This is a genomic window from Pseudomonas sp. NPDC090755 (genome assembly GCF_044769005.1).
GTDB lineage: Bacteria > Pseudomonadota > Gammaproteobacteria > Pseudomonadales > Pseudomonadaceae > Aquipseudomonas.
Map to the genome: position 1 here is coordinate 343,952 of NZ_JBIVXC010000002.1, position 25,405 is coordinate 369,356.

Below are 25,405 nucleotides of genomic sequence, written 5' to 3' on the forward strand. Positions count from 1 at the left end.
ATGGGCGACAACACTCAATCCGGCGAACAGGTTCGCCGCCAGGTCATGGGCGATGCCTTTGTCGATCGCGCACTGGGCAATGCCACCGAATTCACCCAGCCGCTGCAGGACTTCGTCAACGAACACGCCTGGGGTAGCGTCTGGAGCCGTGAGGGCCTGCCGCTGAAAACCCGCAGCCTGATCACGCTGGCCGCGCTGACCGCGCTCAAATGTCCGCAGGAGCTCAAGGGCCACGTGCGTGGCGCCTTGAACAACGGTTGCACGGTCGAGGAGATTCGCGAAGCGCTGCTGCATTGCGCAGTGTATGCCGGCGTTCCAGCCGCCATCGATGCGTTTCGCGCCGCCCAGGAAGTGATCGACAGCTACCAGCAGGGCTGATCGATCACTTCGGGCAAGGCCGTCAGTTGCTGGCGACGGCGGCCTTCTGGCCCTTTTTCTTCAGCCAGAACGCCACACCCAGTGCGGCGATCCAGGCCGGGATCAGCAGCACGGAGATACGAATCGGTGGGGTCAGGTACATCACCACCAGGATCAGCCCGATGAACGCCAGGCACAGGTAGTTGGTCAGCGGATGCCCCCAGCTCTTGTAGAAGGTCGACTCACCGGCCGCCTGCTTGGCCCGGCGGAACTTCAGGTGGGTGATGCTGATGCTGGCCCAGTTGATCACCAGCGCCGACACCGCCAGGGCCATCAGCAGGCCGAACGCCTCGCCCGGCATCAGGTAGTTGATCAGCACGCACAGGCCGGTGGCCAGGGCCGAGACACCCAGCGCGGTCAGCGGCACGCCACGACGGTTGATCTTGAGCAAGGCCCGCGGCGCATCGCCCTGGCTGGCCAGGCCGAACAGCATGCGGCTGTTGCAGTACACGCAGCTGTTGTACACCGACAGCGCCGCCGTCAGCACCACCACGTTGAGGATGGTCGCCACCAGGTTGCTGTCCAGGTTGTGGAAGATCATCACGAACGGGCTACCGCCCTGCACCACGTTCTGCCAGGGGTACAGCGACAGCAGCACCGCCAGGGCGCCGATGTAGAAAATCAGGATCCGGTACACCACCTGGTTGGTGGCCCGAGGAATGCTGTAGCGTGGGTTGTCCGCTTCGGCAGCGGTGATACCCACCAGCTCCAGGCCGCCAAACGAGAACATGATCACCGCCATGGCCATCACCAGCCCGGTAATGCCATTGGGGAAGAAACCACCGAACTGCCACAGGTTGGCGACACTGGCATCCGGCCCGCCGTTGCCGCTGGCCAGCAGCCAGGCGCCGAAACCGATCATGCTGACGATGGCGATCACCTTGACCAAAGCGAACCAGAATTCCAGCTCGCCATAGACTTTCACCTGGGTGAGGTTGATCAGGTTGATCACCACGAAGAAGATCGCCGCAGTCGCCCAGGTCGGGAAGTCCGGCCACCAGTACTGCACGTAGATGCCCACGGCGGTCAGCTCGGCCATCCCCACCAATACGTAGACCACCCAGTAGTTCCAGCCGGAGACGAAACCGGCAAACTCGTTCCAGTAGCGGTGGGCAAAGTGGCTGAAGCTGCCTGCAACCGGCTCATCGACCACCATTTCGCCCAATTGGCGCATGATGAAGAAGGCCATCAGGCCGGCAATGGCATAGCCCAGCAGCACGGCCGGGCCGGCCATCTGGATGGTCTGGGCGATGCCCAGAAACAGGCCGGTCCCGATGGCGCCCCCCAGGGCGATCAACTGGATATGGCGATTTTTCAACCCGCGATGCAACCGCTCCGGGGTGTGCTCGTCTTGCATGAAGTGTCCTCGAAGGTGGAGAGGCAGTGTTTGAGTTATTTTTGCGACAGGATCTAGATCCAGCCGCCCCACTGCAAGAAAAAGATGCCGATATTGGTGGTAATAGCGGCCATCAGGGTGGTTATGACGATAATCGCCGCGGCCAGCTCATGGTTACCGTTGCTGGACCTGGCCATGACATAACTGGCCGCCGCCGTCGGGCTGCCGAAGTACAGGAACAGGATACCCAGTTCCGCTCCGCGATAGCCCCAGAGCCAGGCCCCGAAGGTAGCCAGCAACGGCAGCCAGACCATCTTCAGCAGGCTGACGCTGACAGCCAGCGAACCACTCTGGCGCAAGGAGGCCAGTGACAGGGTGCCGCCGATGCAGATCAGCGCCAGTGGCAGGGTCATCTGCGCCAGGTAGTCGCCCGAGGTCAACAACCAGTTCGGCAGCGCCACTTGCCCGTAGGCCAGCACCCCGGCCAGCAGCACGCTGATGATCAGCGGGTTGCGCAGGATGCTCTTGAGGATGCTCCAGGGATCGGACTTGGCGCTGGGGCTGTAGACCGCCAGCACCACCACCGACAACGAGTTGTAGAGCAGGATCACCAGCCCGGCGAGAACCGCGCCCAGGGAGATACCGTAGTCGCCGTACATGCTCGCCGCCAGTGCCAGGCCGATCACCCCGTTGTTACCGCGAAACGCACCTTGGGTGTAGATCCCGCGGTCTTCACGCGGGCAGCGCCAGATCGCCAGGCCCCAGGCAAGACCAAAGCCGACCAGGGTGGCGATGGCGAAGTAGAGCAGCAGACCCGGCTGCACGGCGGTCGTCAGGTCGGCGTGGTAGATCCCCAGGAACAGCAGCGCCGGCATGCAGACGTTGAACACCAGCGACGAGGCCGTGTGGATGAAGCCATCATTGATCGCATTGATGCGCTTGAGCAGCACGCCCATGAACAGCATGGCAAAGACCGGGGCCGTGATGTTCAGTGTCTGCAGAAAAAGGGCGAGCATGCTGGGGGGATCCGGTGGCTGTCGTTAGGCGGCTAATGATACGCCAGCTCACCGGTTGCTGTGTCGATGGATGGTGCTCGGGCCGTAGCCGCTGCCGCCAGGCTGCGATCGACTGCACAGCAGCGCAACCCGGGCCACTCGATTTTGCGGCCGTTTCACGGCCGATCACAGCCTGGCGGCAGCGGCTACGGTTCAGCGGCGGACCGGGCGCTTCTGCAATTTGCGCTGAAGCGTGCGCCGGTGCATGCCCAGGGCCCGGGCCGTGGCGGAAATGTTGCCTTCGTGCTCGGTCAGCACACGCTGGATGTGCTCCCACTGCAGGCGGTCGACCGACATCGGGTTCTCCGGCACCAGGCTGTCCAGGTCGGCATGCTCGGACAAGAGCGCCGCCAGCACGTCATCGGCATCGGCCGGCTTGCACAGGTAGTTGCAGGCCCCACGCTTGATCGCCTCGACGGCGGTGGCAATGCTCGAGTAACCGGTGAGGATCACCACGCGCATCTCGGGGTCGAGTTCGAGCAGCTTGGGCAGCAGCACCAGGCCCGAGTCACCGTCCATTTTCAGGTCGAGGGTGGCATAGTCCGGCACGTCCTGCTGGGCCAGCAGCAGCCCTTCTTCGGCAGAACCTGCGGTGCTCACGCGAAAACCACGACGGCTCATGGCCCGGGCCATGACCCGGGTAAAGGTGGCGTCATCATCGACCAGCAGCAGGTGCGGGAGCTCCTCGCCTTCAACCTGGATTTCATCACTCATCACACTTCTCCTCGCGCATCACGCGGCAGACGTAGCTCGGTGAGCGTACCGCCTTCCTCATGACTATAGAGTTTTACCGAGCCGCCAGCACGGGTGACGCTGGCCTTGCTCAAGAACAGGCCCAGGCCGAAGCCTTTGCCCTTGGTGGTAAAGAACGGCTTGCCGATCGACTCGGCGATGGCCGCCGGCACACCCGGGCCATGGTCGCGGATGCTGATGACCATGTCCTGCGCATCCCAGTCCAGGTGCACTTCCAGCTCGTCCGGACAGGCATCGGCGGCATTGTTGAGCAGATTCAGCAACGCCTGGGTCAGGTCCGGCGGCGGCGCCAGGCGCGGCACACTGCCCTGCCCCAGGCGCTGGAAGCGGTAACTGGCTTCGGGGCGCATCAGGTGCCAGCGATTCAGGGCTTCATCCAGCCAGGCCGTGACTTCCTGATCTTCCACGGCCATGCGCCGGTTGGCTTCGGCAGCGCGCACCAGGTTCTGCAGGGTTTCCTTGCACAGTTTGACCTGGTCCTGCAGCACCGCCAGGTCTTCCTGCAGCAGCGGGTCGCTGTGGTCCTGGCGCATTTCCTTGATCAGTACGCTCATGGTCGCCAGCGGCGTACCCAGTTCGTGGGCCGCGCCTGCAGCCTGGGTGGCAACGGCGAGCAATTGCTCGTCGCGCAGGCCCTCTTCGCGGCGCTCGGCACGCAACTGTTCCTGACGACGCATCTCTTCGGCCATTTTCGCGGCAAAGAAGGTAATCACTGCCGCCGCCAGGGCGATGCTCAGCCACATGCCATAGACCTGCATCTTTTCCCGTGCCATGGGGAACGTCTCCAGCGGGTAGAACTGAACCAGCAACAGGCTGTAGGCGGCCAGGGCAATGCCCGAGAGCACCAGTGAATAGACCCAGGGCAAGGTCACCGCGGCAATGGCCAGCGGCACCAGGTAATAGGACACGAAGGGGTTGGTCGAGCCTCCGGAGTAATAGAGCAAGGCGCTGTGGATCAACAGGTCGCAGGCCAGCTGGAAGGCGTATTCAAGCTCCGTGACCGGCAATGACAGACGCAGGCGCAGGGCCGTGAAGGCGCACAGCAGGCTCGACAGGCCAAGGGTGACCACCAGCGAGAACCATGGCAGCGGCAGCAGCTCGGTCCAGTAGGCGACGCCCACGGAACCCGCCTGGGCGGCCAGCACCAGGATGCGGATGAAGGTCAGGCGCCAGAGGTTCTGGCGAGTAGCGGACAGCAATTGTACGGGGGCGAGCATGAGCTCTCCTGATGAGTGCTCCAGGGCGAATCGTGGCGAGTATACCGAAGCTGCGCGACGGTCTGCAGTGATGCGGCAAAGCGCCACACTTTATTACACATCAATGATGGCCTTTTTGAACCTCACTACACTCCTGCAGGTCTCATGGGCCTGCGTGGAATGGATTCGACAGCGTCCACGCCTCATTTTCAAGGAGTCAAACATGCTTAATTCCCGCCGCGGCGCCGCCCTCGTGATGGCCACCAGCCTGCTCGCCAGCCTGCCGGCGCTGGCCGACCAGGCGCCGCGTTACAACCAGATCTCGCTGCGCGCTGAAGTCAGCAAGGAAGTGGCGCGCGACCTGATGGTCGTGACCCTCTACAGCGAAGCGCAGAACACCGACCCGGGCAAACTGGCCAAGGAAATTACCGAGACCATGAACAAGGCGGTGCAGCAGGCCCGCGAGGTGAAGCAGGTCAAGATCAGCCAGGGCAGCCGTAACAGCTACCCGATCTATGACAACAAGGGCCAGAAGATCACCGGCTGGCGCGAGCGCGCCGAGCTGCGCCTGGAAAGCGCCGACTTCCCGGCCCTGTCCAAACTCACCGGCGAGCTGCTGCAACAGTTGAAGATGGGCGGCATGGACTTCTCCATCGCCCCGGCCACGCGCAAGAGCAGCGAAGACGAGTTGCTCAAGGATGCCGTCAACGCCTTCAAGACCCGCGCGCAACTGGCCACCGAGGCCCTGGGCGGCAAAGGCTACAAGGTGGTCAACCTGAACCTCAACAGCAGCGGCTACCCACACCCTTACGCCCGTAGTGCGCCGATGATGATGAAAGCCGAGATGGCCGGCGATGCCGCGCCTGCACCGGACATCGAGGCTGGCACCAGCCAGGTCAGCCTGAGTGCCGACGGTACTATCGAAGTCCAGATGTAATGTTACTTTTGTGCTGATTCGCGGCAGCTTCGGCTGCCGCGAACCCTGTTACGCGTAGCAACTATTCGCACCACTCTGGTGCAAAACGTGACCAAACTGCAGCGCTACGTCACCGAAACAAACTGAAAACCCTATGCGCAAACGTTTAACTCCGTAAAAAATTATACGGATGCGACATTCCTGTACGTTCGTCCCACCCTTTTTCACCTCCCCTCTCCAAGAGTCTTGCATTGGGTATGGCGCCTGCATAAGTATCCGCAGGTCGGCTCACAAGGCCCCCTCAAATCAAAAATGACAACAATGAGGCCACCATGCTCAAACACGCGGTCATTCCGTTCCTGGTCGGCGCAGGCTTGCTTGCCGGCGCACCTTCTGCCCTGGCGGCAAGTAACCTGGTGTTTTGCTCTGAAGGCAGCCCCGCTGGCTTCGACCCGGGCCAGTACACCACCGGAACCGACTTCGATGCCTCAGCCGAGACCGTCTTCAACCGCCTGAGCCAGTTCGAGCGTGGCGGCACCGCTGTCATCCCGGGCCTGGCGACCAGCTGGGACATTTCAGACGACGGCCTGACCTACACCTTCCACCTGCGCGAAGGGGTCAAGTTCCATACCACCGACTACTTCAAGCCGACCCGCGCGTTCAACGCCGACGACGTGCTGTTCACCTTCAACCGCATGCTCGACAAGGACATGCCGTTCCGCAAGGCCTACCCCACCGAGTTCCCGTACTTCACCGACATGGGCATGGACAAGAACATCGCCAAGGTGGAAAAGATCGACGACCACACGGTCAAGTTCACCCTCAATGGTGTCGATGCCGCGTTCATCCAGAACCTGGCCATGAGCTTCGCCTCGATCCAGTCGGCCGAGTACGCCGACCAGTTGCTCAAGCAGGGCAAGCCCGCCGACATCAACCAGAAACCGATCGGCACCGGCCCGTTCGTGTTCAGCAAGTACCAGAAAGACGCGCAGATTCGCTTCAAGGGCAACAAGGACTACTGGCAGCCCGATGACGTGAAGATCGACAACCTGATCTTCGCCATCTCCACCGACGCTTCGGTGCGCATGCAGAAGCTCAAGAAGAACGAGTGCCAGGTCACCCTGTTCCCGCGTCCGGCCGACATCGAACCGCTCAAGGCCGACCCGAACCTGAAGATGCCTGACCAGGCCGGCTTCAACCTCGGTTACATTGCCTACAACGTGATGGACAAGATCAAGGGCAGCAATGAGGCCAACCCCATGGCCCAGCTCAAGGTCCGCCAGGCGCTGGACATGGCGGTGAACAAGCCGGAAATCATCAAGTCGGTGTACCAGGGCGCCGGCCAGTTGGCCGTCAATGCCATGCCGCCGACCCAATGGTCGTACGACACCACCATCAAGGATGTGCCGTACGACCCGGAAAAAGCCAAGCAACTGCTCAAGGAAGCCGGTGTCAAGGAAGGTACCGAAATCACCCTGTGGGCCATGCCGGTGCAGCGCCCCTACAACCCCAACGCCAAGCTGATGGCCGAGATGCTCCAGTCCGACTGGAAGAAGATCGGCATCAACGCCAAGATCGTCAGCTACGAGTGGGGTGAGTACATCAAGCGCTCCAAAGGCGGCGAGAACGGCGCCATGCTGATTGGCTGGAGCGGCGACAATGGTGACCCGGACAACTGGCTCGGCACCCTGTTCGGTTGCGACGCCATCGCCGGCAACAACTTCTCCAAATGGTGCGACCCGGAGTACGACAAGCTGATCAAGCAGGCCAAGGCCACCTCCGACCAGGCCAAGCGCACCGAGCTGTACAAGCAGGCCCAGCACCGCCTCAAAGACCAGGTTCCGATGACGCCCATCGCACACTCGACGGTGTATCAACCGATGCGCTCCACCGTACAGGACTTCAAGATCAGCCCGTTTGGCTTGAACTCCTTCTACGGGGTCAGCGTAACCAAGTAGCCATCACCTGGCCCGCTCCGCTACGCCGCACGGCGTGCGGGGTGGGCTGATGGCGGCCTGGCAGGGCAACCGAAAGCGCATCGACTCGGAAAATTCGCATCCGCTTTCGGACACCTCCCACACCCCCTTGCGTAATCGCACCTAGCTGCGCTGTATCGACGTCCTTACCGTCGATAGGCCACTGCTGGTGAGATGCGTCCGGCTGTGCGCCCTGAACCGTTCGAGAACAACAAGAGATAAGGGATCGTCATGCGTCATACCCCGCTATTTGCAGCTTTGCTGGGCCTCGGCCTGCTCACCCAGGCCCCGCTGGGCCTGGCCAAGAACCTGGTGTTCTGCTCCGAAGGCAGCCCGGGCGGCTTCGACACCGCCCAGTACACCAGCTCCACCGACAACGACGCCGCCGAGCCGATCTACAACCGCCTGGTGGAGTTCGAGCGCGGCGCCACGGCGGTCAAACCGGCCCTGGCGAAAAGCTGGGAAGTGTCGCCCGACGGGCTGACCTACACCTTCCACCTGCGTGAAGGCGTGAAGTTCCACAGCAACAAGGATTTCACCCCCAGCCGCCCCCTCAACGCCGACGACGTGCTGTTCACCTTCAACCGCATGCTCGACCGCGAGCACCCGTTCCGCAAGGCCTACCCCACGGAGTTCCCCTACTTCGTCAGCATGAGCCTGGACAAGAACATCGCCCGGGTCGAGAAGACCTCGCCGATGACCGTGGTGTTCACCCTCAACAGCGTCGATGCCGCCTTCGTGCAGAACCTGGCGATGAGCTTCGCCGCGATCCTGTCCGCCGAGTATGCCGAGCAATTGCTGAGCGCCGGACGCCCCAGCGACATCAACCAGAAACCGATCGGCACCGGGCCGTTCGTGTTCCAGCGCTACCAGAAGGACTCGCAGATCCGCTATCGCGGCAACAAGGACTACTGGGACCCGGCCCAGGTCAAGCTCGACCAGTTGATCTTCTCGATCAACACCGACCCGTCGGTACGCATCCAGAAGCTGCGCAAGGACGAATGCCAGGTCACCCTCAACCCGCGCCCGGCCGATCTTGCGGCGCTCAAGAGCGACCAGAACCTGCAGGTCATCGAAAACCCCGGGTTCAACCTCGGCTACATCGCCTACAACGTGCAGCACAAGCCGTTCGACCAGCTTCAGGTGCGCCAGGCCATGGACATGGCGGTGAACAAGGCGGCCATCGTCCAGTCGGTGTACCAGCACGCCGGGCAACTGGCCGTGGGCAGCATGCCGCCCACCCAGTGGTCCTACGATCACAGCATCAAGGACGCCGGCTACAACCCGGACAAGGCCCGCGAACTGCTCAAGGCCGCAGGTGTCAAGGAAGGCACCGAGATCACCCTGTGGGCCATGCCCGTGCAACGCCCCTACAACCCCAACGCCAAGCTGATGGCCGAAATGCTCCAGGCCGACTGGGGCAAGGTCGGCCTGAAGGTCAAGATCGTCAGCTACGAATGGGGCGAATACCTCAAGCGCACCAAGGACGGCGAGCACGATATCTCGCTGATCGGCTGGACCGGCGACAACGGTGACCCGGACAACTGGCTGGGCACCCTGTACAGCTGCGATGCCATCGGCAGCAACAACTACTCCATGTGGTGCGACCCGCAGTACGACGCCCTGGTCAAGAAGGCCAAGACCCTCACCGACCGGGAACAGCGCACCGCGCTCTATCAACAGGCCCAGCAGCGCCTCAAGCAGCAGGTGCCGATTACCCCGATCGCCCACTCCACGGTCAACCAGCCGATCCGTGCCAAGGTCGAGGACTTCAAGGTCAGTCCCTTCGGACGCAACATCTTTTCCGGTGTAAGCGTCGAGTAACCCTGCAGGCGCTCACGGGCGTGCAATCCACGCCCGCGAACTTCTGCAGCCTTCAATTTGCGTGCAAACGTTTGCAACCCTTGTTCCACCGCAAAAAACGCCCAGCTCACAAGGCCGGGCGCCAATTACAAAAAAAAAAGAAAGGGAGCTTTACCTTGAGACCATCCACCACCGCAGTACTGGCTTTATCCCTCACCGGCCTCTCCACGCTGGCACTGGCCGAACCCGTCAGCCAGGACTTCGTGCCGCTCAGCGTCAAATCCACCAGCGCCCAGAGCCAAGCCAAGGGTTTCTTCGAGGAGCAGAGTCTGTCGGGCTCCACCCGCAACTGGTACGCCCGCGAGCGCGCCACCCGTGCGCCACTGTGGAAGTACTACAAGAGCGACGGCACCCGCCACGACACTCACAGCCGTGACAACTGGGTGCAGGGCACCATCCTCAACTACAGCTCGGGCTTTACCGAGGGCGCCATCGGTTTTGCCACCGAAGTCGCCGCCTACAACGCCGTCGCCCTGGAGCAGGGCCGTGCGGCCGTGGCCGGGCCGAACAACCGGACCCTGACCCACAGCGACGGTGATGTCATCGGCCAGTGGAGCAAGATGGGCCTGGCCAACGTCAAGGCCCGGGTTTCCAACACCACCCTGACAGCCGGCCGTCACTCGGTCGACACCCCGGTGATCACCTACATCGGCAACCGTGCCCTGCCCTCGAGCTTCCAGGGCGTGAGCCTGCACAGCGAAGAGTTCGACAACCTGTCGTTCGATGCCGGTACCTTCGACCGCGTATCGCCGCGTACCGAACAGAGCCTGAGCAAATTCCGCTCCGAATACGGCGCCAACGGCGCGGAAACCGACCGCGTCAGCATGGCCGGCCTCAACTACCAGCCGCTGCAGAGCCTCAAGACCAGCCTCTACGTGTCCAAGGTCGAAGACTTCTGGAACCAGTACTACTTCGGGGCCAACCACGAACTGGGCGACAGCTCGGTCCTGAGTCTGACCACCGGTCTGAACTACTACAAGACCAAGGATGAAGGCCGCAGCAAACTGGGTGAAATCGACAACGACACCTACAGCCTGGCGCTGGGCCTGAACCACCAGGCCCACAGCCTGACCTTCTCCTACCAGCAGGTGAACGGCAACGAGTACTTCGACTACCTGCACGAAACCAACGCCATCTTCCTGGCCAACTCCCTGCTCTCGGACTTCAACGGCCCGAACGAGAAGTCCATGCAGATCGCCTATGTGCTGAACATGGCGCAGTACGGCGTTCCCGGCCTCAAGTTCAACCTGTACAACGCCCGCGGCTGGGGCATCGACGGTACCCATTACACCGGCACCGGCTACGACGTGAAAAACCTGGACGACGAGAACCACTACGAGTGGGGCATCGGCAGCAGCTACACGGTGCAGAACGGTGCACTCAAGGACACCACCGTCCGCGCCACCTACACCGCGCACCGCGCCAGCAAGAATCAGGGCGACGGCAGCCTGGACGAACTGCGCATCGTGACCACCATTCCGTTCAACATTCTCTAGCGTCCACAGCCGCGACCGGTTCACCGAACCTGTCGCGGCGACTACGCTGGCTACAATTAATAGCCGGGAGGTTTCATGAAACTGCTACCGCTACAGGCTGCCCTGGCAGCCGTCCTGTTGAGTGCTGCGGCGGGCCTTTCGGCCAAGCCGCTGGTGGTCTGCACCGAGGGCAGCCCGGAAGGCTTCGACATCGTCCAGTACACCACGGCCGTCACCGCCGACGCCTCGGCCGAAACGGTGTTCAACCGCCTGGTCGACTTCAGGCCCGGGACCACCGAGATCCAGCCGGCCCTGGCCGAGCGCTGGGAGATCAGTGCCGATGGCCTGACCTACACCTTCCACCTGCGCGAAGGGGTCAAGTTCCATACCACCGATTACTTCAAGCCGACCCGCGCGTTCAACGCCGACGACGTGCTATGGAGCTTCCGTCGTCAACTCGACCCGAATCACCCCTGGCACGACAAGACCAGCGTCGGCTTCCCGTATTTCGAGAGCATGGGCTTCAAGGACCTGCTCAAAAGCGTCGAGAAGACCGATGAGCACACCGTGGTCTTCACCCTCACCCGCCCGGAAGCGCCGTTCCTGAGCGACCTGGCCATGGCCTTCACCTCGATCTACTCGGCCGAGTATGGCGACCAGCTGCTCAAGGCCGGCAAGACCGGCGACCTCAACAGCAAACCGATCGGCACCGGTCCGTTCATCTTCCAGCGCTACAACAAGGACGCCCAGGTCCGCTACAAACCCAACCCCGACTACTTCCGTGGCAAGCCGCCCGCCGATGCGCTGATCTTCGCCATCGCCAGCGACAACAATGTGCGCCTGCAGAAGCTCAAGGCCAATGAGTGCCAGGTGGCGCTGTACCCCAAGCCCGATGACATCCCCAGCATCAAGGCCGATCCCACGTTGAAGGTGGCCGAGATGGAAGCCCTGACCACCGGCTACATCTCGCTCAATACCGAGCACAAGTACCTGAGCGATGTGCGTGTGCGCAAAGCCATCAATATCGCCTTCGATCGCCAGACCCACGTCGACCAGCTGTTCGGCAAGGGCAATGCCCTGGTCGGCGTCAACCCTTACCCACCGACCCTGATCGGCTACAACACCACCAACCGCAACCCGCCCCGCGACCTGGACAAGGCCCGTGCCCTGCTCAAGGACGCCGGCGTACCACCGGGTACCGTACTGACCCTGTTCACCCGCAACGGCGGTGGCGCAACCAACCCCAACCCACGCCTGAGCGCGGAAATGCTCCAGGCCGACCTGGGCAAGATCGGCCTGAAAGTCGATATCCGGGTCATGGAGTGGGCTGAGATGCTGCGCCGCGCCAAGAACGGCGAAGCGGACATGGTCTCGGCCGGCTGGGCCGGCGACAACGGCGATCCGGACAACTTCCTGACCCCGCTGCTCAGCTGCGATGCGGTCAAGAGTGGCGAGAACTATGCCCGCTGGTGCAACCCGAAATTCCAGGCGTTGATCGACAAGGCACGCACCATCACCGATGCGAATGAGCGTGCAGCGCTCTATGTAGAGGCGCTGGCGGTGTACGATGAAGATCAACCGTGGATCAGCATGGCGCATCCGAAGATGTTCACCGCCATGCGTGACAACGTGGAGGGGTACCACATCAACCCCCTCACCAATAACAACTTCGCCACTACCCAGGTGAAGTAGAACAAGAACGACCGTCGGCACCCTATCCGGGTGTCGACGGGCATGCCTTAGCGGCTGATGAGGTACACCAGAAGATGTTAAGTTTTATTGCCCGGCGCCTGGGACTTTTGATCCCGACCTTCTTCGGCATCACCTTGCTGACCTTCGCGCTCATACGACTGATACCGGGCGACCCGGTGGAAGTCATGATGGGTGAACGCCGGGTCGACCCCGAGATGCACGCCCAGGCCATGGAGCGCCTGGGGCTGAACAAACCCTTGCCCGAGCAGTACCTGGATTACGTCGGCAAACTGGCCCAGGGCGACCTGGGCGAATCCCTGCGCACCCGCGAAAGCGTCTGGCACGAATTCCTCACCCTGTTCCCGGCCACTATGGAACTGGCGTTTGCCGCCCTGGTGTTCGCCGGGGTGGTCGGCCTGCTGGCCGGGGTGATTGCCGCGCTCAAGCGCGGATCGCTGTTCGACCACGGGGTGATGGGGATTTCCCTGGCCGGCTACTCGATGCCGATCTTCTGGTGGGGCCTGATCCTGATCATGTTCTTCTCCGTGAGCCTGGGCTGGACCCCGGTGTCCGGACGCATCGACCTGCTCTACGACATCGAGCCAAAAACCGGCTTCATGCTCATCGACACCCTGCTCAGCGATGAAGAAGGCGCCTTCAAGGACGCCGTGATGCACCTGATCCTTCCGGCCATCGTCCTGGGTACCATCCCGTTGGCGGTGATCGCCCGCATGACCCGCTCCTCGATGCTCGAAGTGCTACGCGAAGACTACATCCGCACCGCCCGGGCCAAGGGCCTGTCGCCAGCACGGGTAGTGTTCGTGCACGGCCTGCGCAACGCGCTGATTCCGGTGCTGACCGTGTTCGGCCTGCAGGTCGGCACCTTGCTGGCCGGTGCAGTCCTGACCGAAACCATCTTTTCCTGGCCGGGCATCGGCAAATGGCTGATCGAAGCCATCGGCGCCCGTGACTACCCCGTGGTACAGAACGGCATCCTGTTGATTGCCTGCCTGGTGATCCTGGTCAACTTCGTCGTGGACATCCTCTACGGCCTGGCCAACCCACGCATCCGTCATCAGCGCTGAGGCCTTCGTCATGACAACCCCAATTGCAAAAACCGTGACCACCCCGGCCACCCCTGTCGACCAGAGCCTGCTTTACCCGTCGCCGTACAAGGAGTTCTGGCAGGCCTTCTCGCGTAACAAGGGCGCAGTCGCCGGCCTGATGTTCATGTGCCTGATCGTGTTCTGCGCGCTGTTCGCACCCTGGGTCGCACCACACAACCCCAGCGAGCAGTACCGTGACTTCCTGCTGACCCCGCCGGTGTGGCTCGAAGGTGGCAACTGGCAATTCATCCTCGGCACCGATGAACTGGGTCGCGACCTGCTGTCACGGCTGATCACAGGCGCACGCCTGTCGTTGCTGATCGGCCTGTCGTCGGTGCTGATCTCGCTGATCCCGGGGGTTTTCCTCGGCCTGCTGGCCGGGTTCTTCCCGCGCATCCTCGGCCCCTCGATCATGCGTCTGATGGACGTGATGCTGGCCTTGCCGTCGCTGCTGCTGGCCGTGGCCATCGTCGCCATCCTCGGCCCAGGCCTGATCAACACCGTGATCGCCATTGCCATCGTCTCGCTGCCCTCCTACGTGCGCCTGACCCGTGCTGCGGTCATGGGCGAGCTCAACCGCGACTATGTCACCGCCGCCCGCCTCGCCGGTGCCGGCCTGCCACGCCTGATGTTCGTCACCGTCCTGCCCAACTGCATGGCGCCACTGATCGTCCAGGCCACCCTGAGCTTCTCGTCGGCAATCCTCGATGCCGCCGCCCTGGGCTTCCTGGGCCTGGGCGTGCAACCGCCGACCCCCGAGTGGGGCACCATGCTGGCCTCGGCCCGCGACTACATCGAACGCGCCTGGTGGGTCGTCAGCCTGCCTGGCCTGACCATTTTGCTCAGCGTGCTGGCAATCAACCTGATGGGTGACGGACTGCGCGATGCGCTGGACCCGAAACTCAAGAATGCCGCCTGAGGAGATCGCCATGTCACTTCTGCAAATCAAGAATCTGAATGTGCGCTTTGGCGACGCCAACGCGGTGCCTGTGGTCGATGGACTGGACCTGAACGTGAACGAAGGCGAGGTCCTGGCGATTGTCGGCGAGTCCGGGTCGGGCAAATCGGTGACCATGATGGCGCTGATGGGCCTGATCGACGCCCCCGGGCGGATCACCGCCGACGCCCTGAGCTTCGACGGCAACGACATGCTCAGGCTCAGCGGCCGCCAGCGGCGCAAGGTCGTGGGCAAGGATATGGCGATGGTCTTCCAGGACCCGATGACCGCCCTCAACCCCAGCTACACCGTGGGGTTCCAGATCGAGGAAGTCCTGCGCCAGCACCTTGGCCTGCGCGGCAAAGCGGCCCGACAACGGGCCCTGGAACTGCTCAAGAAAGTTGAAATCCCGGCGCCCGAAAGCCGACTGGACGCCTACCCGCACCAGCTATCGGGCGGCATGAGCCAGCGCGTCGCCATTGCCATGGCCATCGCCGGCGAACCCAAGCTGCTGATCGCCGACGAGCCGACCACGGCCCTGGACGTGACCATCCAGGCGCAGATCATGGAACTGCTGCTCAACCTGCAGAAAGAGCAGAACATGGCCCTGATCCTGATTACCCACGACTTGGCCGTGGTGGCCGAAACCGCCAAGCGGGTCTGCGTGATGTATGCAGGGCAAGCCGTGGAAGTCGGCCAGGTGCCGGAGCTGTTCGACCTGCCCGCGCACCCCTACAGCGAAGCGCTGCTGGCGGCGATCCCCGAGCACAGTGAAGGCGCCGAGCGCCTGGCGACCCTGCCCGGTATCGTCCCCGGTCGCTACGACCGGCCCGAGGGCTGCCTGCTCTCACCGCGTTGCCCCTATGTGCAGGACAACTGCCGCCGGCAGCGCCCCAGCCTCGATCCCCAGGCCCACAGCCAGGTCCGATGTTTCTACCCGCTGAACCAGGAGGTGGCGTAATGACTGTCGTCCTTACCGCCCGTGAACTGACCCGTCACTACGAAGTTTCCCGTGGCCTGTTCAAGGGCCATGCCCTGGTCCGTGCGCTGAACGGGGTGTCCTTTGAACTGGAGGCCGGCAAGACCCTGGCCGTGGTCGGCGAATCCGGCTGTGGCAAGTCGACCCTGGCCCGGGCGCTGACCCTGATCGAAGAGCCTTCTTCCGGGTCGCTGAAGATTGCCGGGCATGAAGTGGCCGGGGCCAACAAGGCCGAGCGCAAGCAACTGCGCAAGGATGTGCAGATGGTGTTCCAGAGCCCCTACGCCTCGCTCAACCCTCGGCAGAAGATCGGCGACCAACTGGCCGAACCGCTGCTGATCAATACCAACCTGAGCAAGGCCGAGCGCCGGGAAAAGGTCCAGGCGATGATGCAACAGGTCGGCCTGCGTCCGGAGCACTACCAGCGTTATCCGCATATGTTCTCCGGTGGCCAGCGCCAGCGTATCGCCCTGGCCCGGGCGATGATGTTGCAACCGAAGGTGCTGGTGGCCGATGAGCCGACCTCGGCGCTGGACGTGTCGATCCAGGCCCAGGTGCTGAACCTGTTCATGGACCTGCAGAAGGAGTTCAACACCGCCTACGTGTTCATCTCCCACAACCTGGCGGTGGTGCGCCATGTCGCCGACCAGGTGCTGGTGATGTACCTCGGGCGCCCGGCGGAAATGGGCCCCAAGGAGGATATCTACAACAAGCCGTTGCACCCCTATACCCAGGCGCTGCTGTCGGCCACCCCGACCATTCACCCTGATCCGCTCAAGCCCAAGATCAAGATCGCAGGCGAGCTGCCCAACCCGCTGAATCCACCGTCCGGTTGCGCTTTCCACAAGCGTTGCCCGTATGCCACCGAGCGTTGCGCATCGGAGGAGCCGGCGTTCCGCCAGGTGGGAACGCGGCAGGTGGCCTGTCACTACGCGGAGCAGTTCCTCTAAACGGCCGCTTTGCAGCCCATCGCCGGCTCCCACAGGAAAAGGATCCACTGACCCTTGTGGGAGCCGGCATAGCCGGCGATGCGATCCGCACAGAAACCCGGCAGTTGAAGCCGCTTCGGCCATACGGCACTCTTGGGCTTTACCGCCGCAGAGCGCTGTCATGGCTGCATCCTCCCTCCCCGACGGCCCGGAACAAACCCCGGACACCGCCGCCACCGTCCTTCGCTACCACCTGTGCTGGAAGCATCGGGACCTGGACGGGGTCATGGCCCTGTATCACCCCGACATCCAGTACCACGACTTCTTCCAGAACCGCGTGCTCGGCCATCGCGAACTGCGCGACTACGTGCGCGCCTGCCTGCCCCGCCAAGCCGGTGAAGACATCGTCCACAGCGACCGCATCCGCGTCGACGGCTGCACCGCCTTTATCCAGTACCAGGTCACGGTCCAGGGTGGCGAGGGCCTGGTGGCGTTCCAGTCCAGCGAAGCCATCACCGTCAGGGATGGCCTGATCTGGCAGGTCAACGAGTACGCAACGCTGGTGCGCCAGGGCGGCCAGGCCCAGCCCGGCGGCCTGCGCCCGGCCACCAGTCGCCTGGGCCTGTCACCCCGCCAGTTGAGCACCATGGCCCAGGACCTGGAACAATACTTCCAGCACCAGCAACCCTACCTGGATCCGGAACTGGACCTGCAGCAGGTCGCCCAGGAAAGTGGCTACAGCCGCAACCAGATTTCCTACTTGCTCAACCAGGTGTTGGGCCAGAGCTTCTACCGCTACGTCAACCAGGCGCGCCTGCAGCACCTGCTGGCCAGCCTGGAACAGGCACCGGCCAGCACCAAGGTCGACGACCTGGCGTTCGCTGCCGGCTTCAACTCGCTGTCCGCCTTCTACAAGTGCTTCCGCCAGCACACAGGGCTCTCGCCCAAGGCCTGGATGAAACAGAATTCTCTGCGTGCACGCAGCTAGGACAACAGCCCCCGCCAGCTTCTAGGATCGCCACAGACCGTAACGGATGTGGAGCCCAACACAATGCAGGCATGGCGCAAGATCAGCCTTTGGATGGACCAGCTGGATGAGACGCTGACCCCGCGCCCCGCCCTGCACCGGGACCTGGACGTCGATGTGTGCATCATCGGCGCCGGCTACACCGGGCTGTGGACCGCCTACTACCTCAAGCAACAGGCCCCGCAGCTGAACATCGCCATTGTCGAAGCCAACATTGCAGGCTTTGGCGCCTCCGGGCGCAACGGCGGTTGGCTGATGGGCAATCTGCTGGGCGAAGACCGCCTGCTGGCGGCCAGCTCCCCCGAGCAACGCCGGGCGTCCTATGACCTGCTGCACGGCATTCCCGATGAGGTGCACCAGGTCCTGGAGCGCGAAGACATCGCCTGCGACTACCGCAAGGGCGGCGTGCTGTATTGCGCGGCACGCTATCCGGAGCAGCAAGCCACCCTGCGCACTTACCTGGACAAGCTCTACAAGCAAGGCCTGAGCGAGCAGGACTACAGCTGGCTGAGCCCCGAACAACTGGCCAGGCAATTGCGCATCCGCAAGCCGTACGGGGCCATCTTCAACCCCAATGTCGCGACCCTCCAACCCGCCCGTCTGGTCCGTGGCCTGGCCCGCAGCGTTGAACGCCTGGGCGTGTGCCTGTACGAGAACAGCCCGGTGATCGACTGGCGCAGCGGCGAAGTGCGCACCGCCCAGGCCCGGATCAAATGCCAGTGGGTGGTGCCGGCTGTCGAAGGTTATTCGGTGAACCTGCCGCCACTGGGCCGCTACCAGATGCCAGTACAGAGCCTGCTGGTGGCCACCGAGCCACTGCCCGAACAGGTGTGGGAAAAGATCGGCCTCAACCGTGGCCAGGCCTTCAGCGAGAACAGCCGCCAGGTCACCTATGGACAGCGCAGTGCCGACAACCGCCTGGTATTCGGTGCCCGTGGCGGCTACCGCTTTGCCGGCCGCCTGCGCGAGAACTTCGACCTCACCCAGAGCGAGATCGAGTTGCGCCGCTACCTGTTCGGTGAACTGTTCCCGCAACTGAAGGACGTTGCCATCACCCACGCCTGGGGCGGCAACCTGGGCATGGCCCGGCGCTTCCGGCCGCACATGCTCTGTGACCGTCGGCAAGGCATCGCCCTGGCCGGCGGCTACGGCGGTGAGGGCGTGGGCGCCAGCAACCTGGGCGGCCGCACCCTGGCCGACCTGATCCTGGAACGGCGCAGTTCGCTCACCGAGCAGCCCTGGGTCCACCCCGACAGCGCGCTGACCAGCCTCAAAGGCTGGGAGCCGGAGCCATGCCGCTGGCTGGGTTACAACGCGATCATCAAGAGTTTCGTCCATGAGGACCAGACCCTCGCCAATCCAGCCAGCGCCCCCTGGCGCCGGCGCCTGGCCAGCGGCGTGGCGGACTTCATGGAAGGTTTCATGCGCTGACTTTTCGCTCCCCCTGAACAGGATCCACCGCTATGGGCATTACCCAGTTCAAGAACACCGACACTGTTGTGCTGCACGATTCCAACCCGGTTGCCGTCCCCTTGGGCGAACCGGTCTCGATCGCCTCGGTGACCGCTGTCGAACGCGGCGACGGCGTCGAGACCGGCATCTGGGAATGCACCCCGGGCCGCTGGCGTCGGCAGATCGTGCAGCAGGAGTTCTGTCACTTCATCAAAGGCCGCTGCACCTTCACCCCCGATGGCGGTCAGCCGCTGACCATCGAAGCGGGCGACGCCATCATGCTCCCCGCCAACAGCACCGGTATCTGGGACATCCAGGAAACCGTGCGCAAAACCTATGTCCTGATTTTCTGATCACTTGATCGCCTGCCTCCTTCGATAACAACAAACAAAGCAAGGAATCCAGACATGCGCCCATTGTTCTTCGCCCCGCTGCTGTTGGCTGCATCCGTCGCCCAGGCGGCCGACTCGGTGAAAATCTACAACTGGTCCAGCTACATCGCTCCCGATACCCTGAAGCAGTTCCAGCAAGCCAGCGGTATCGTGCCGACCTACGATGTGTTCGACAGCAACGAAACCCTCGACGGCAAGCTGATGACCGGCAACTCCGGCTATGACGTGGTGTTCCCGTCCAACCATTTCATGGCCCGGCAGATCCAGGGCAAGGCCCTGAAGCCACTGGACAAGCGCCAGCTACCGAACTGGCAGAACCTCAATCCGGTGCTGCTCAGGGCCCTTGAAGTCAATGACCCCGGCAACCAGTATGGCTTCCCCTACCTGTGGGGCAGCACCGGCATCGGCTACAACATCGACAAGGTCAAGGCCGTACTGGGCGACGACGCCCCGGTAGATTCCTGGGACCTGATCTTCAAGCCCGAGTACATCGGCAAGCTGAAAAGCTGCGGCGTGGCGGTGCTCGACAACGGCCCGGAACTGTTGCCTATCGCCCTGCACTACCTGGGCCTGCCACACCACAGCCAGGACCCCAAGGACTATGACAAGGCCAAGGAATTGCTGATGAAAGTCCGTCCGAACATCAGCTACTTCCATTCCTCCAAATACACAGGCGACCTGGCCAATGGCGATGTCTGCGTGGTGGTGGGGTTCTCGGGTGATGTGCTGCAGGCGAAAAACCGTGCCGATGAGGCGAAGAACGGGGTGAAGGTCGGCTATTCGATTCCGAAGGAAGGCGCGCCGATGTGGTTCGACATGGTCGCCATGCCGGCCGACGCACCCGACGAGAAGGCCGGTTACGCCTACATGAACTACCTGCTGCAGCCCGAGGTGATGGCCAACATCAGCGACCACGTGCAGTACGCCAACGGCAACCAGCAGGCCGACACGTTGGTGGACCCGGCCCTTAAGGCCAACACCATGATCTACCCAAGCGACAAGATGCTCGGCAAGCTGTTTGCCCTGGAGGCGATGCCAGCGAAGATCGACCGTCTGCGCACGCGGATCTGGACCAGTATCAAGGCTGGAAATTGATCTATGTAATGCCTCGGCGCACAAGTGCCTCGGCAGACTGAAGGGCACCGGGGCCAGTTGGCATCCCGGCATACCTTGAGCTCTGACGAGGCCTACCCATGCCACTGCGCGATCTTCCCAGTTTTCACCGTGATGCCCTGCGTACGGGTTTTCTCCAGCATCTGACCCGGGAGCACGCAGCCGGTCTGCTCGACGACGAGGAGTACCGGCTGCTTCAACTGCTCGCTGCCCCCCCTCAAACGCCAACGTCCGCTGCCTATTGGCGACTCGACGGCCTCGACGCCCTGAGCGCCGAGGGCCAGGCATTGCCACTGGACAGCAGCGTATTCATCAGCGACAGGGCTGCCAGGGTGTTCCTCTACAACCCGGATATCGGCCTGCAGCGCTTGGTCGACCGTCACCAGGCCAAGGGTGAAATACTCAAGAAGCTGGGCCAGCCAAGCACCGCCCTGGCCTATGTACGCTATGCCACCCCGGAGCAACAAGGATGGCTGGCCACCCGCCAGTTCGTCCAAGTGCAGGTCAACCTGCTGGACGTACCACTGTTCGACCACCTGATGCTCACGCTCAACAGCAACCTGAACCGTGCGCTTTGGCAGATGCACCAACTGTTGAGCAACCAGCCCGAGGCCGAACAGGCCATCAGTATCACGCTCAATCGCGCCTTCAAGGGCTCCGCGCACAGACCGGGTTCGATCGGCTACCTGGCTCCGTACGCCGATGCCGCCGCCACACCCGCGCCCCTGGACGACCTGCTGCTGGACCTGCTGCGCGAGCCGCAGGCCCGCTTCAGCGGACAATGGTTCATCAATGATCGCGCCAGCAGTGACGAGGCAACGCCGGGCACGGCACTGCAACGCGCACGCGAGATCCTGCCCAAGCAGTGCCAACGTATTCTGGAGCATTACTGGTCGAATGCCCCGGCAGGTAAACCCAGCCGCCGCGAGCAACTGGCGTCGCTGCTGCGCTGTCGTTTGCAGCACGTCATCGAACAGGCCCACCAGCAAGGTGCACTCGGCGCCCTGGAGTACCGCAATCTGTCGAGCTGGCTGACCCCGGGCGACACACCTTTACTGCGCACCTACGCCGTCGCGTTGATGGCTGCGGATCAGCCTGCAATCCTCCTCGATGCGCTGCTGGTCATCGCCTCCGGCAATCCCTACGACGCACCTTGCTTCACCTACAGTGCCCGCCATGGACTGGAACGCTTCCCCAGTGCCAAGGCGTTGTTGGCGAGCATCAGCGCCCCCCATTCCCGCCCACACTGGCTCGAATGCGCAGCACCCGGACAACGTCTGCGCCTGAGCAAACTGGCGTTCGACAACTGCCAGCTGGTGGCCCTCGCGGCGCCGGGCTTGCAGCCTTTCGTCGACAGCCTGCTCGACGGACAACGCCAACGCCTGGCCGCAAACCTGGCTCAGCCGAGCGGCATCGACCTGCATGCCTGTTTCCAGCAGGCACGCGAACTGGGTGCCCTGCTCGACCCGCAACTGGCGGACCTCGCGCCCCTGAACCCCGCCCGTCCCTCGTTGAGGGTCCTGCAACAGGTCGCCGCCACCCTGGCCAACCCGGCATCGACCGCCAGCGAGCCCCACCTGTTGCAACAGCTGCTGGACGACTATGGCCTCATGCAAAGCCAGCGCCCGGGCCTGCGCGCCATCACCCAGGCGCTGCTTCACCTGCACCTGGGTGGGCTGCTGACACCACAGGTACCACTCACCGCCATTACCGTGCGCCCTGCTGCCGCACAAGCCACACAGCCGCTGCACGCTCTCGCCTGGCACTTTGTTGCGGCACAACAGGCGGCACGGCCTGTCATGCAACGCTATCAGTTGGTCGCCGAATCGGTTGACTCAGATGAGCTGGCCACACGCTTGCCCTGGTCCGTACTGGAACAGGCCCTGAACAAGGTCGCCCAGGCATTGCCTTTGCGCCTGGAGAAAATCCTTGCCCGCGATGCGCAGTACACCCAGGCCTACCAGCGCCGTCTGCGAAGCCTGTGCTTGACCCTGGAACGGCGCCTGCCGGGCGCGGCCCAACGGCCGCCGCCGACCTGGCTGAGTTCCGCCTTCCCAGGGCCGGCCACCACGGTGCAACGCTACAGTGACCTGCTCGCAGGCTTCGAGCAGGGCCTGGCTGCTGGCCTGCCGGCCAGCGAACTGGAGCGACTCGCCCATGATCACGATAGCCTCGACAGGGGCATGCAAGCCCTGCAGCGCCTGGACGATCTGGCCCTGGATCTCCAGCAAGGCAGCCAGCTGCCCGAGTGGCTGAGCAACGCCTCTACAGCACAGCGCCAGCATTACCTGCAGGCGCTGCTCGGCAGCCTGGCCAGCGGCAGTGGCGCACGCGACTACCTGTTTGAGGTGCCGACACTCGATCAGTACAGCCGTGAACACCTGCAAAAGCAGCTGGACCTGGATTTTGGCCATGCCAGCCTGCACGCTGACGATATCCAGGTGACCAGCAACCGCTGGATCGCCGCCCCCGTCGCCATCGGCCAGATTCCCTCGGCGATTCCCGCCGCCTATGAACGCCACCGCCAGTCCCTGGTCAGCTACGCCCAGAACCACTTCCATGACTGGCAAAACCCTATTCTGCACATCGAGCTCGCAACCGGCGCGCAGCCGCCGAAAGCGCTGAACGCCAGCTACCTGCGCAACCTGGTCCGACAAGTGGATATCGGTAGCCGCTACCAGTTGCTGTTGCGGGCAACCTTCGAGCCAAGCGACGCGCATTATGAGCAACGCCTGAAACTGTTCTGTCAGCAGCTACCTGGCCAGTTGCTGGAAACCGCCTGGCGCGCACGGCTGCAGGGAGCGCTGGATGACCGCGGCCTGGCCTGCATCCAGCAACTGATGCTGATGCCGCAAAGCAGCAGCCGTGCCGCTATCGACGGCGGCAAGGTCGAGTTGATGCCCCTGCTGCTGCAATGTGCCGACCTTGCCCCCGACCCGGTGCCCGGCCTGTGCCTGATCAGCCCCGGGAGCCAGGGCCCGCTGCTACTCTACTGCCCCCATGAAGCCAGCGCCCCGCTGCGCCAGTTCCGCCATGAGCAGGATCTGCTGCAACAGCTCAAGACCGACCAGGCGCTGCAGCAATTGCTGCTGTCGCGCCTGCCGCCGGACACGCGCAAGCGTTATGCCCATGGCGGTTTCAGCGAGCCGCACCTGCCGGTCATCCTCGAGTCCGACTTCGACCTGCCCTGGAGCCGGCCGGCGCCACCGCACCTGGTTCTGCGCCCCATCCAGGGCAACATCCTGCGTTGGCTGTTTCTGGATAACGTGCAACAGCTGCAGGCCATGGCCAAGGCTCAACTGAGCACTGCCGACAAGGTTCGCTGGCAGGCCTTCACCCAACTGCTTGGCGAGCTCTGGCAAACCGTCAGCCTGTTCCTTCCCGGCAGGCTCGGCTCCCTGCTGGCATGCTGGCAAGTGGAACTTGCCGCCGTGCAGGCGCTGGACAGCATCGGCAGACACCACTGGAGTGAGGCGCTGGCCCAGCTGGGTTTGGGCCTGGTCCAGGCCCTGCTGCTCGGCGCAAACGCAAGCGCTGGGGAACCCAAGGCACAATTCTGGAACAACGTACGCAAGCTTGCGCAATACGACACCACACTGCGGCACTATGAAGCCCCGGGACAGGAACTGGCATCGCTGCAACTGGACCCTTCGACCCAGGTCTATCGCACGGTCACAGGCGAGGACTGCTTCGTCGACCTCAACAGCCGGATTTATCACGCACGCGAGTCAGCCAGCCACTGGTACCTGCAAACACGCAATGGCGAGCCCGGCCCACGGCTGCTGCTAGCCACCAATAAACGCTGGCTCATCGACCCGGCCCAGCCCTTGCCGCTGGAGTACGGTGGGGCCCTGAGCAACCTCAGCGGTCGTTTCAGTCGTTGGCGCGCCTCTCGTGCAGACACGGTGATCCTGGCCGTCGGCATGCGCCGGATCCAGCGCCTGTTCCCCGGCCACGCCCGCAAGATACGCGATGCCCATCGCATTGCCGTGCACCACCTGGTGACCTGCCACAGCAACCTGGACAGGGCTTCGGCCGCACAGCTATCGCCCGAGACCGCACAGATCCTGGAAACGTTTTTCGAACTGCCCCAGGTGACCGATGACATTCTGGAACTGGTGCGTAGCAACGTGCAAAAGCTGCTGGCCAAGATGCTGGCTACGCAGTACTCCCCCTTGCACTCGCAACGCTACGTCCTCGGCTCCGATGCCAACGCGCCTGCCGGCACTCTGGCTTTTGTCCTGCCATTCGACTACTCCGGGCAAGTGTTTCTGCTGGACGACTTCTTCAACTTCAGCCCCAGCAGCTATCTGCCATTGAAACTGATCTATCATCCCGAGGAGGCGGCGGACATGACCCGGGCCATGACAATCCTTCACGAGTTTTCCCACCTGGCCTGTGAGACCCGGGATATCCGCTACCTGGATGGCACCACCCCTTACGCTGACTGGCTGGTCCCGGGCGATGTACGGACAAGGATCGAAGGGCTGCATCAGGATGCTTTCTCGGCGCGCACCCCGGCCAACCAGCTGTTCGTCGTACAGACCCCGGCCGGGCAGCTGCGCGACCTGCAGGCCGGTGACCGTAGCGGCCTGCGCCTGATCCTCGAAATCACCGGCGCACAGGATCTGAATGATGCACGCCTGGCGTTCTACAGCGATGTGAAAAAACGCGTGCGGATCATGCTGGCCAATGCCGACTCGCTGATCCTGCTGATCTACCAGTTGAGCAGAACGCTGCACCCCTGAAACCGCCATCCAGCCGTAAAAAACCCCGCTGGGCTTGCCCGGG

General features: G+C 63.1%; 19 protein-coding genes. 15 read left to right on the top strand and 4 right to left on the bottom strand.

From position 1 onward, the window contains the following. Positions 1-378, top strand: coding sequence for a carboxymuconolactone decarboxylase family protein (locus ACIQUS_RS05460; RefSeq protein ID WP_403043857.1), 378 nt, complete (start codon positions 1-3; stop codon positions 376-378). Positions 379-400: 22 nt separating this feature from the next. On the opposite strand, the gene ACIQUS_RS05465 is transcribed toward ACIQUS_RS05460, so the two are convergent. The 4 genes from ACIQUS_RS05465 to ACIQUS_RS05480 all read right to left on the bottom strand — a co-directional run bounded on the left by ACIQUS_RS05465 (position 401) and on the right by ACIQUS_RS05480 (position 4,778). Further along, positions 401-1,774: an amino acid permease gene (locus ACIQUS_RS05465; RefSeq protein ID WP_403043859.1), complete on the bottom strand. Its 1,374-nt coding sequence runs from the start codon at positions 1,772-1,774 to the stop codon at positions 401-403. A gap of 53 nt (positions 1,775-1,827) precedes the next feature. Further along, the gene (locus tag ACIQUS_RS05470) at positions 1,828-2,769 is read right to left on the bottom strand and encodes an AEC family transporter (RefSeq protein ID WP_403043862.1); all 942 of its coding nucleotides are present in this window, start codon (positions 2,767-2,769) and stop codon (positions 1,828-1,830) included. A 192-nt stretch (positions 2,770-2,961) separates the two neighbouring features. Further along, on the bottom strand, positions 2,962-3,522 hold the full coding sequence (locus tag ACIQUS_RS05475) for a response regulator transcription factor (RefSeq protein WP_038614443.1): 561 nt from the start codon (positions 3,520-3,522) through the stop codon (positions 2,962-2,964). Further along, positions 3,522-4,778 (bottom strand): ATP-binding protein, encoded by a 1,257-nt coding sequence (locus ACIQUS_RS05480; protein WP_403043865.1) that lies wholly within the window; start codon positions 4,776-4,778, stop codon positions 3,522-3,524. Before ACIQUS_RS05480 ends, ACIQUS_RS05475 begins: the two co-directional genes overlap by 1 nt. A gap of 202 nt (positions 4,779-4,980) precedes the next feature. On the opposite strand from ACIQUS_RS05480, the gene ACIQUS_RS05485 reads away from it, so the two are divergent. The 14 genes from ACIQUS_RS05485 to ACIQUS_RS05550 all read left to right on the top strand — a co-directional run bounded on the left by ACIQUS_RS05485 (position 4,981) and on the right by ACIQUS_RS05550 (position 25,362). Next, positions 4,981-5,694 carry an SIMPL domain-containing protein gene (locus ACIQUS_RS05485; protein ID WP_403043867.1) on the top strand — a complete coding sequence of 238 codons (714 nt, stop codon included), beginning with the start codon at positions 4,981-4,983 and terminating at the stop codon, positions 5,692-5,694. Between the two features lie 311 nt (positions 5,695-6,005). Next, complete coding sequence (locus tag ACIQUS_RS05490; RefSeq protein ID WP_403043870.1) at positions 6,006-7,631, top strand: ABC transporter substrate-binding protein; 1,626 nt, start codon at positions 6,006-6,008, stop codon at positions 7,629-7,631. A gap of 249 nt (positions 7,632-7,880) precedes the next feature. Next, positions 7,881-9,473 carry an ABC transporter substrate-binding protein gene (locus ACIQUS_RS05495; RefSeq protein ID WP_403043873.1) on the top strand — a complete coding sequence of 531 codons (1,593 nt, stop codon included), beginning with the start codon at positions 7,881-7,883 and terminating at the stop codon, positions 9,471-9,473. Between the two features lie 155 nt (positions 9,474-9,628). Beyond that, positions 9,629-11,008, top strand: coding sequence for an OprD family porin (locus ACIQUS_RS05500; protein WP_403043876.1), 1,380 nt, complete (start codon positions 9,629-9,631; stop codon positions 11,006-11,008). Positions 11,009-11,083: 75 nt separating this feature from the next. After that, entirely contained in the window at positions 11,084-12,679 is a 1,596-nt protein-coding gene (locus ACIQUS_RS05505; protein WP_403043878.1) for an ABC transporter substrate-binding protein, read from the top strand. 74 nt (positions 12,680-12,753) lie between these two features. Beyond that, positions 12,754-13,764: an ABC transporter permease subunit gene (locus tag ACIQUS_RS05510; RefSeq protein ID WP_403043881.1), complete on the top strand. Its 1,011-nt coding sequence runs from the start codon at positions 12,754-12,756 to the stop codon at positions 13,762-13,764. Positions 13,765-13,774: 10 nt separating this feature from the next. Next, positions 13,775-14,704: an ABC transporter permease subunit gene (locus tag ACIQUS_RS05515; protein WP_403043883.1), complete on the top strand. Its 930-nt coding sequence runs from the start codon at positions 13,775-13,777 to the stop codon at positions 14,702-14,704. Positions 14,705-14,714: 10 nt separating this feature from the next. Next, positions 14,715-15,683, top strand: a complete 969-nt coding sequence (locus tag ACIQUS_RS05520; RefSeq protein ID WP_403043886.1) for an ABC transporter ATP-binding protein — start codon at positions 14,715-14,717, stop codon at positions 15,681-15,683. Further along, complete coding sequence (locus ACIQUS_RS05525; protein WP_403043889.1) at positions 15,683-16,651, top strand: peptide ABC transporter ATP-binding protein; 969 nt, start codon at positions 15,683-15,685, stop codon at positions 16,649-16,651. Before ACIQUS_RS05520 ends, ACIQUS_RS05525 begins: the two co-directional genes overlap by 1 nt. A 160-nt stretch (positions 16,652-16,811) precedes the next feature. After that, positions 16,812-17,618, top strand: a complete 807-nt coding sequence (locus tag ACIQUS_RS05530; RefSeq protein WP_403043891.1) for a helix-turn-helix domain-containing protein — start codon at positions 16,812-16,814, stop codon at positions 17,616-17,618. Positions 17,619-17,681: 63 nt separating this feature from the next. Next, positions 17,682-19,088 carry an NAD(P)/FAD-dependent oxidoreductase gene (locus ACIQUS_RS05535; protein WP_403043894.1) on the top strand — a complete coding sequence of 469 codons (1,407 nt, stop codon included), beginning with the start codon at positions 17,682-17,684 and terminating at the stop codon, positions 19,086-19,088. 32 nt (positions 19,089-19,120) lie between these two features. Further along, a complete protein-coding gene (locus ACIQUS_RS05540) occupies positions 19,121-19,462 on the top strand; it encodes a cupin domain-containing protein (protein WP_403043897.1) in 342 nt (113 codons plus the stop codon). 54 nt (positions 19,463-19,516) lie between these two features. After that, positions 19,517-20,596, top strand: coding sequence for a polyamine ABC transporter substrate-binding protein (locus ACIQUS_RS05545; RefSeq protein ID WP_403043899.1), 1,080 nt, complete (start codon positions 19,517-19,519; stop codon positions 20,594-20,596). Between the two features lie 98 nt (positions 20,597-20,694). Next, positions 20,695-25,362 (top strand): dermonecrotic toxin domain-containing protein, encoded by a 4,668-nt coding sequence (locus ACIQUS_RS05550; RefSeq protein ID WP_403043901.1) that lies wholly within the window; start codon positions 20,695-20,697, stop codon positions 25,360-25,362. The last annotated feature ends 43 nt before the right edge of the window (positions 25,363-25,405 follow it).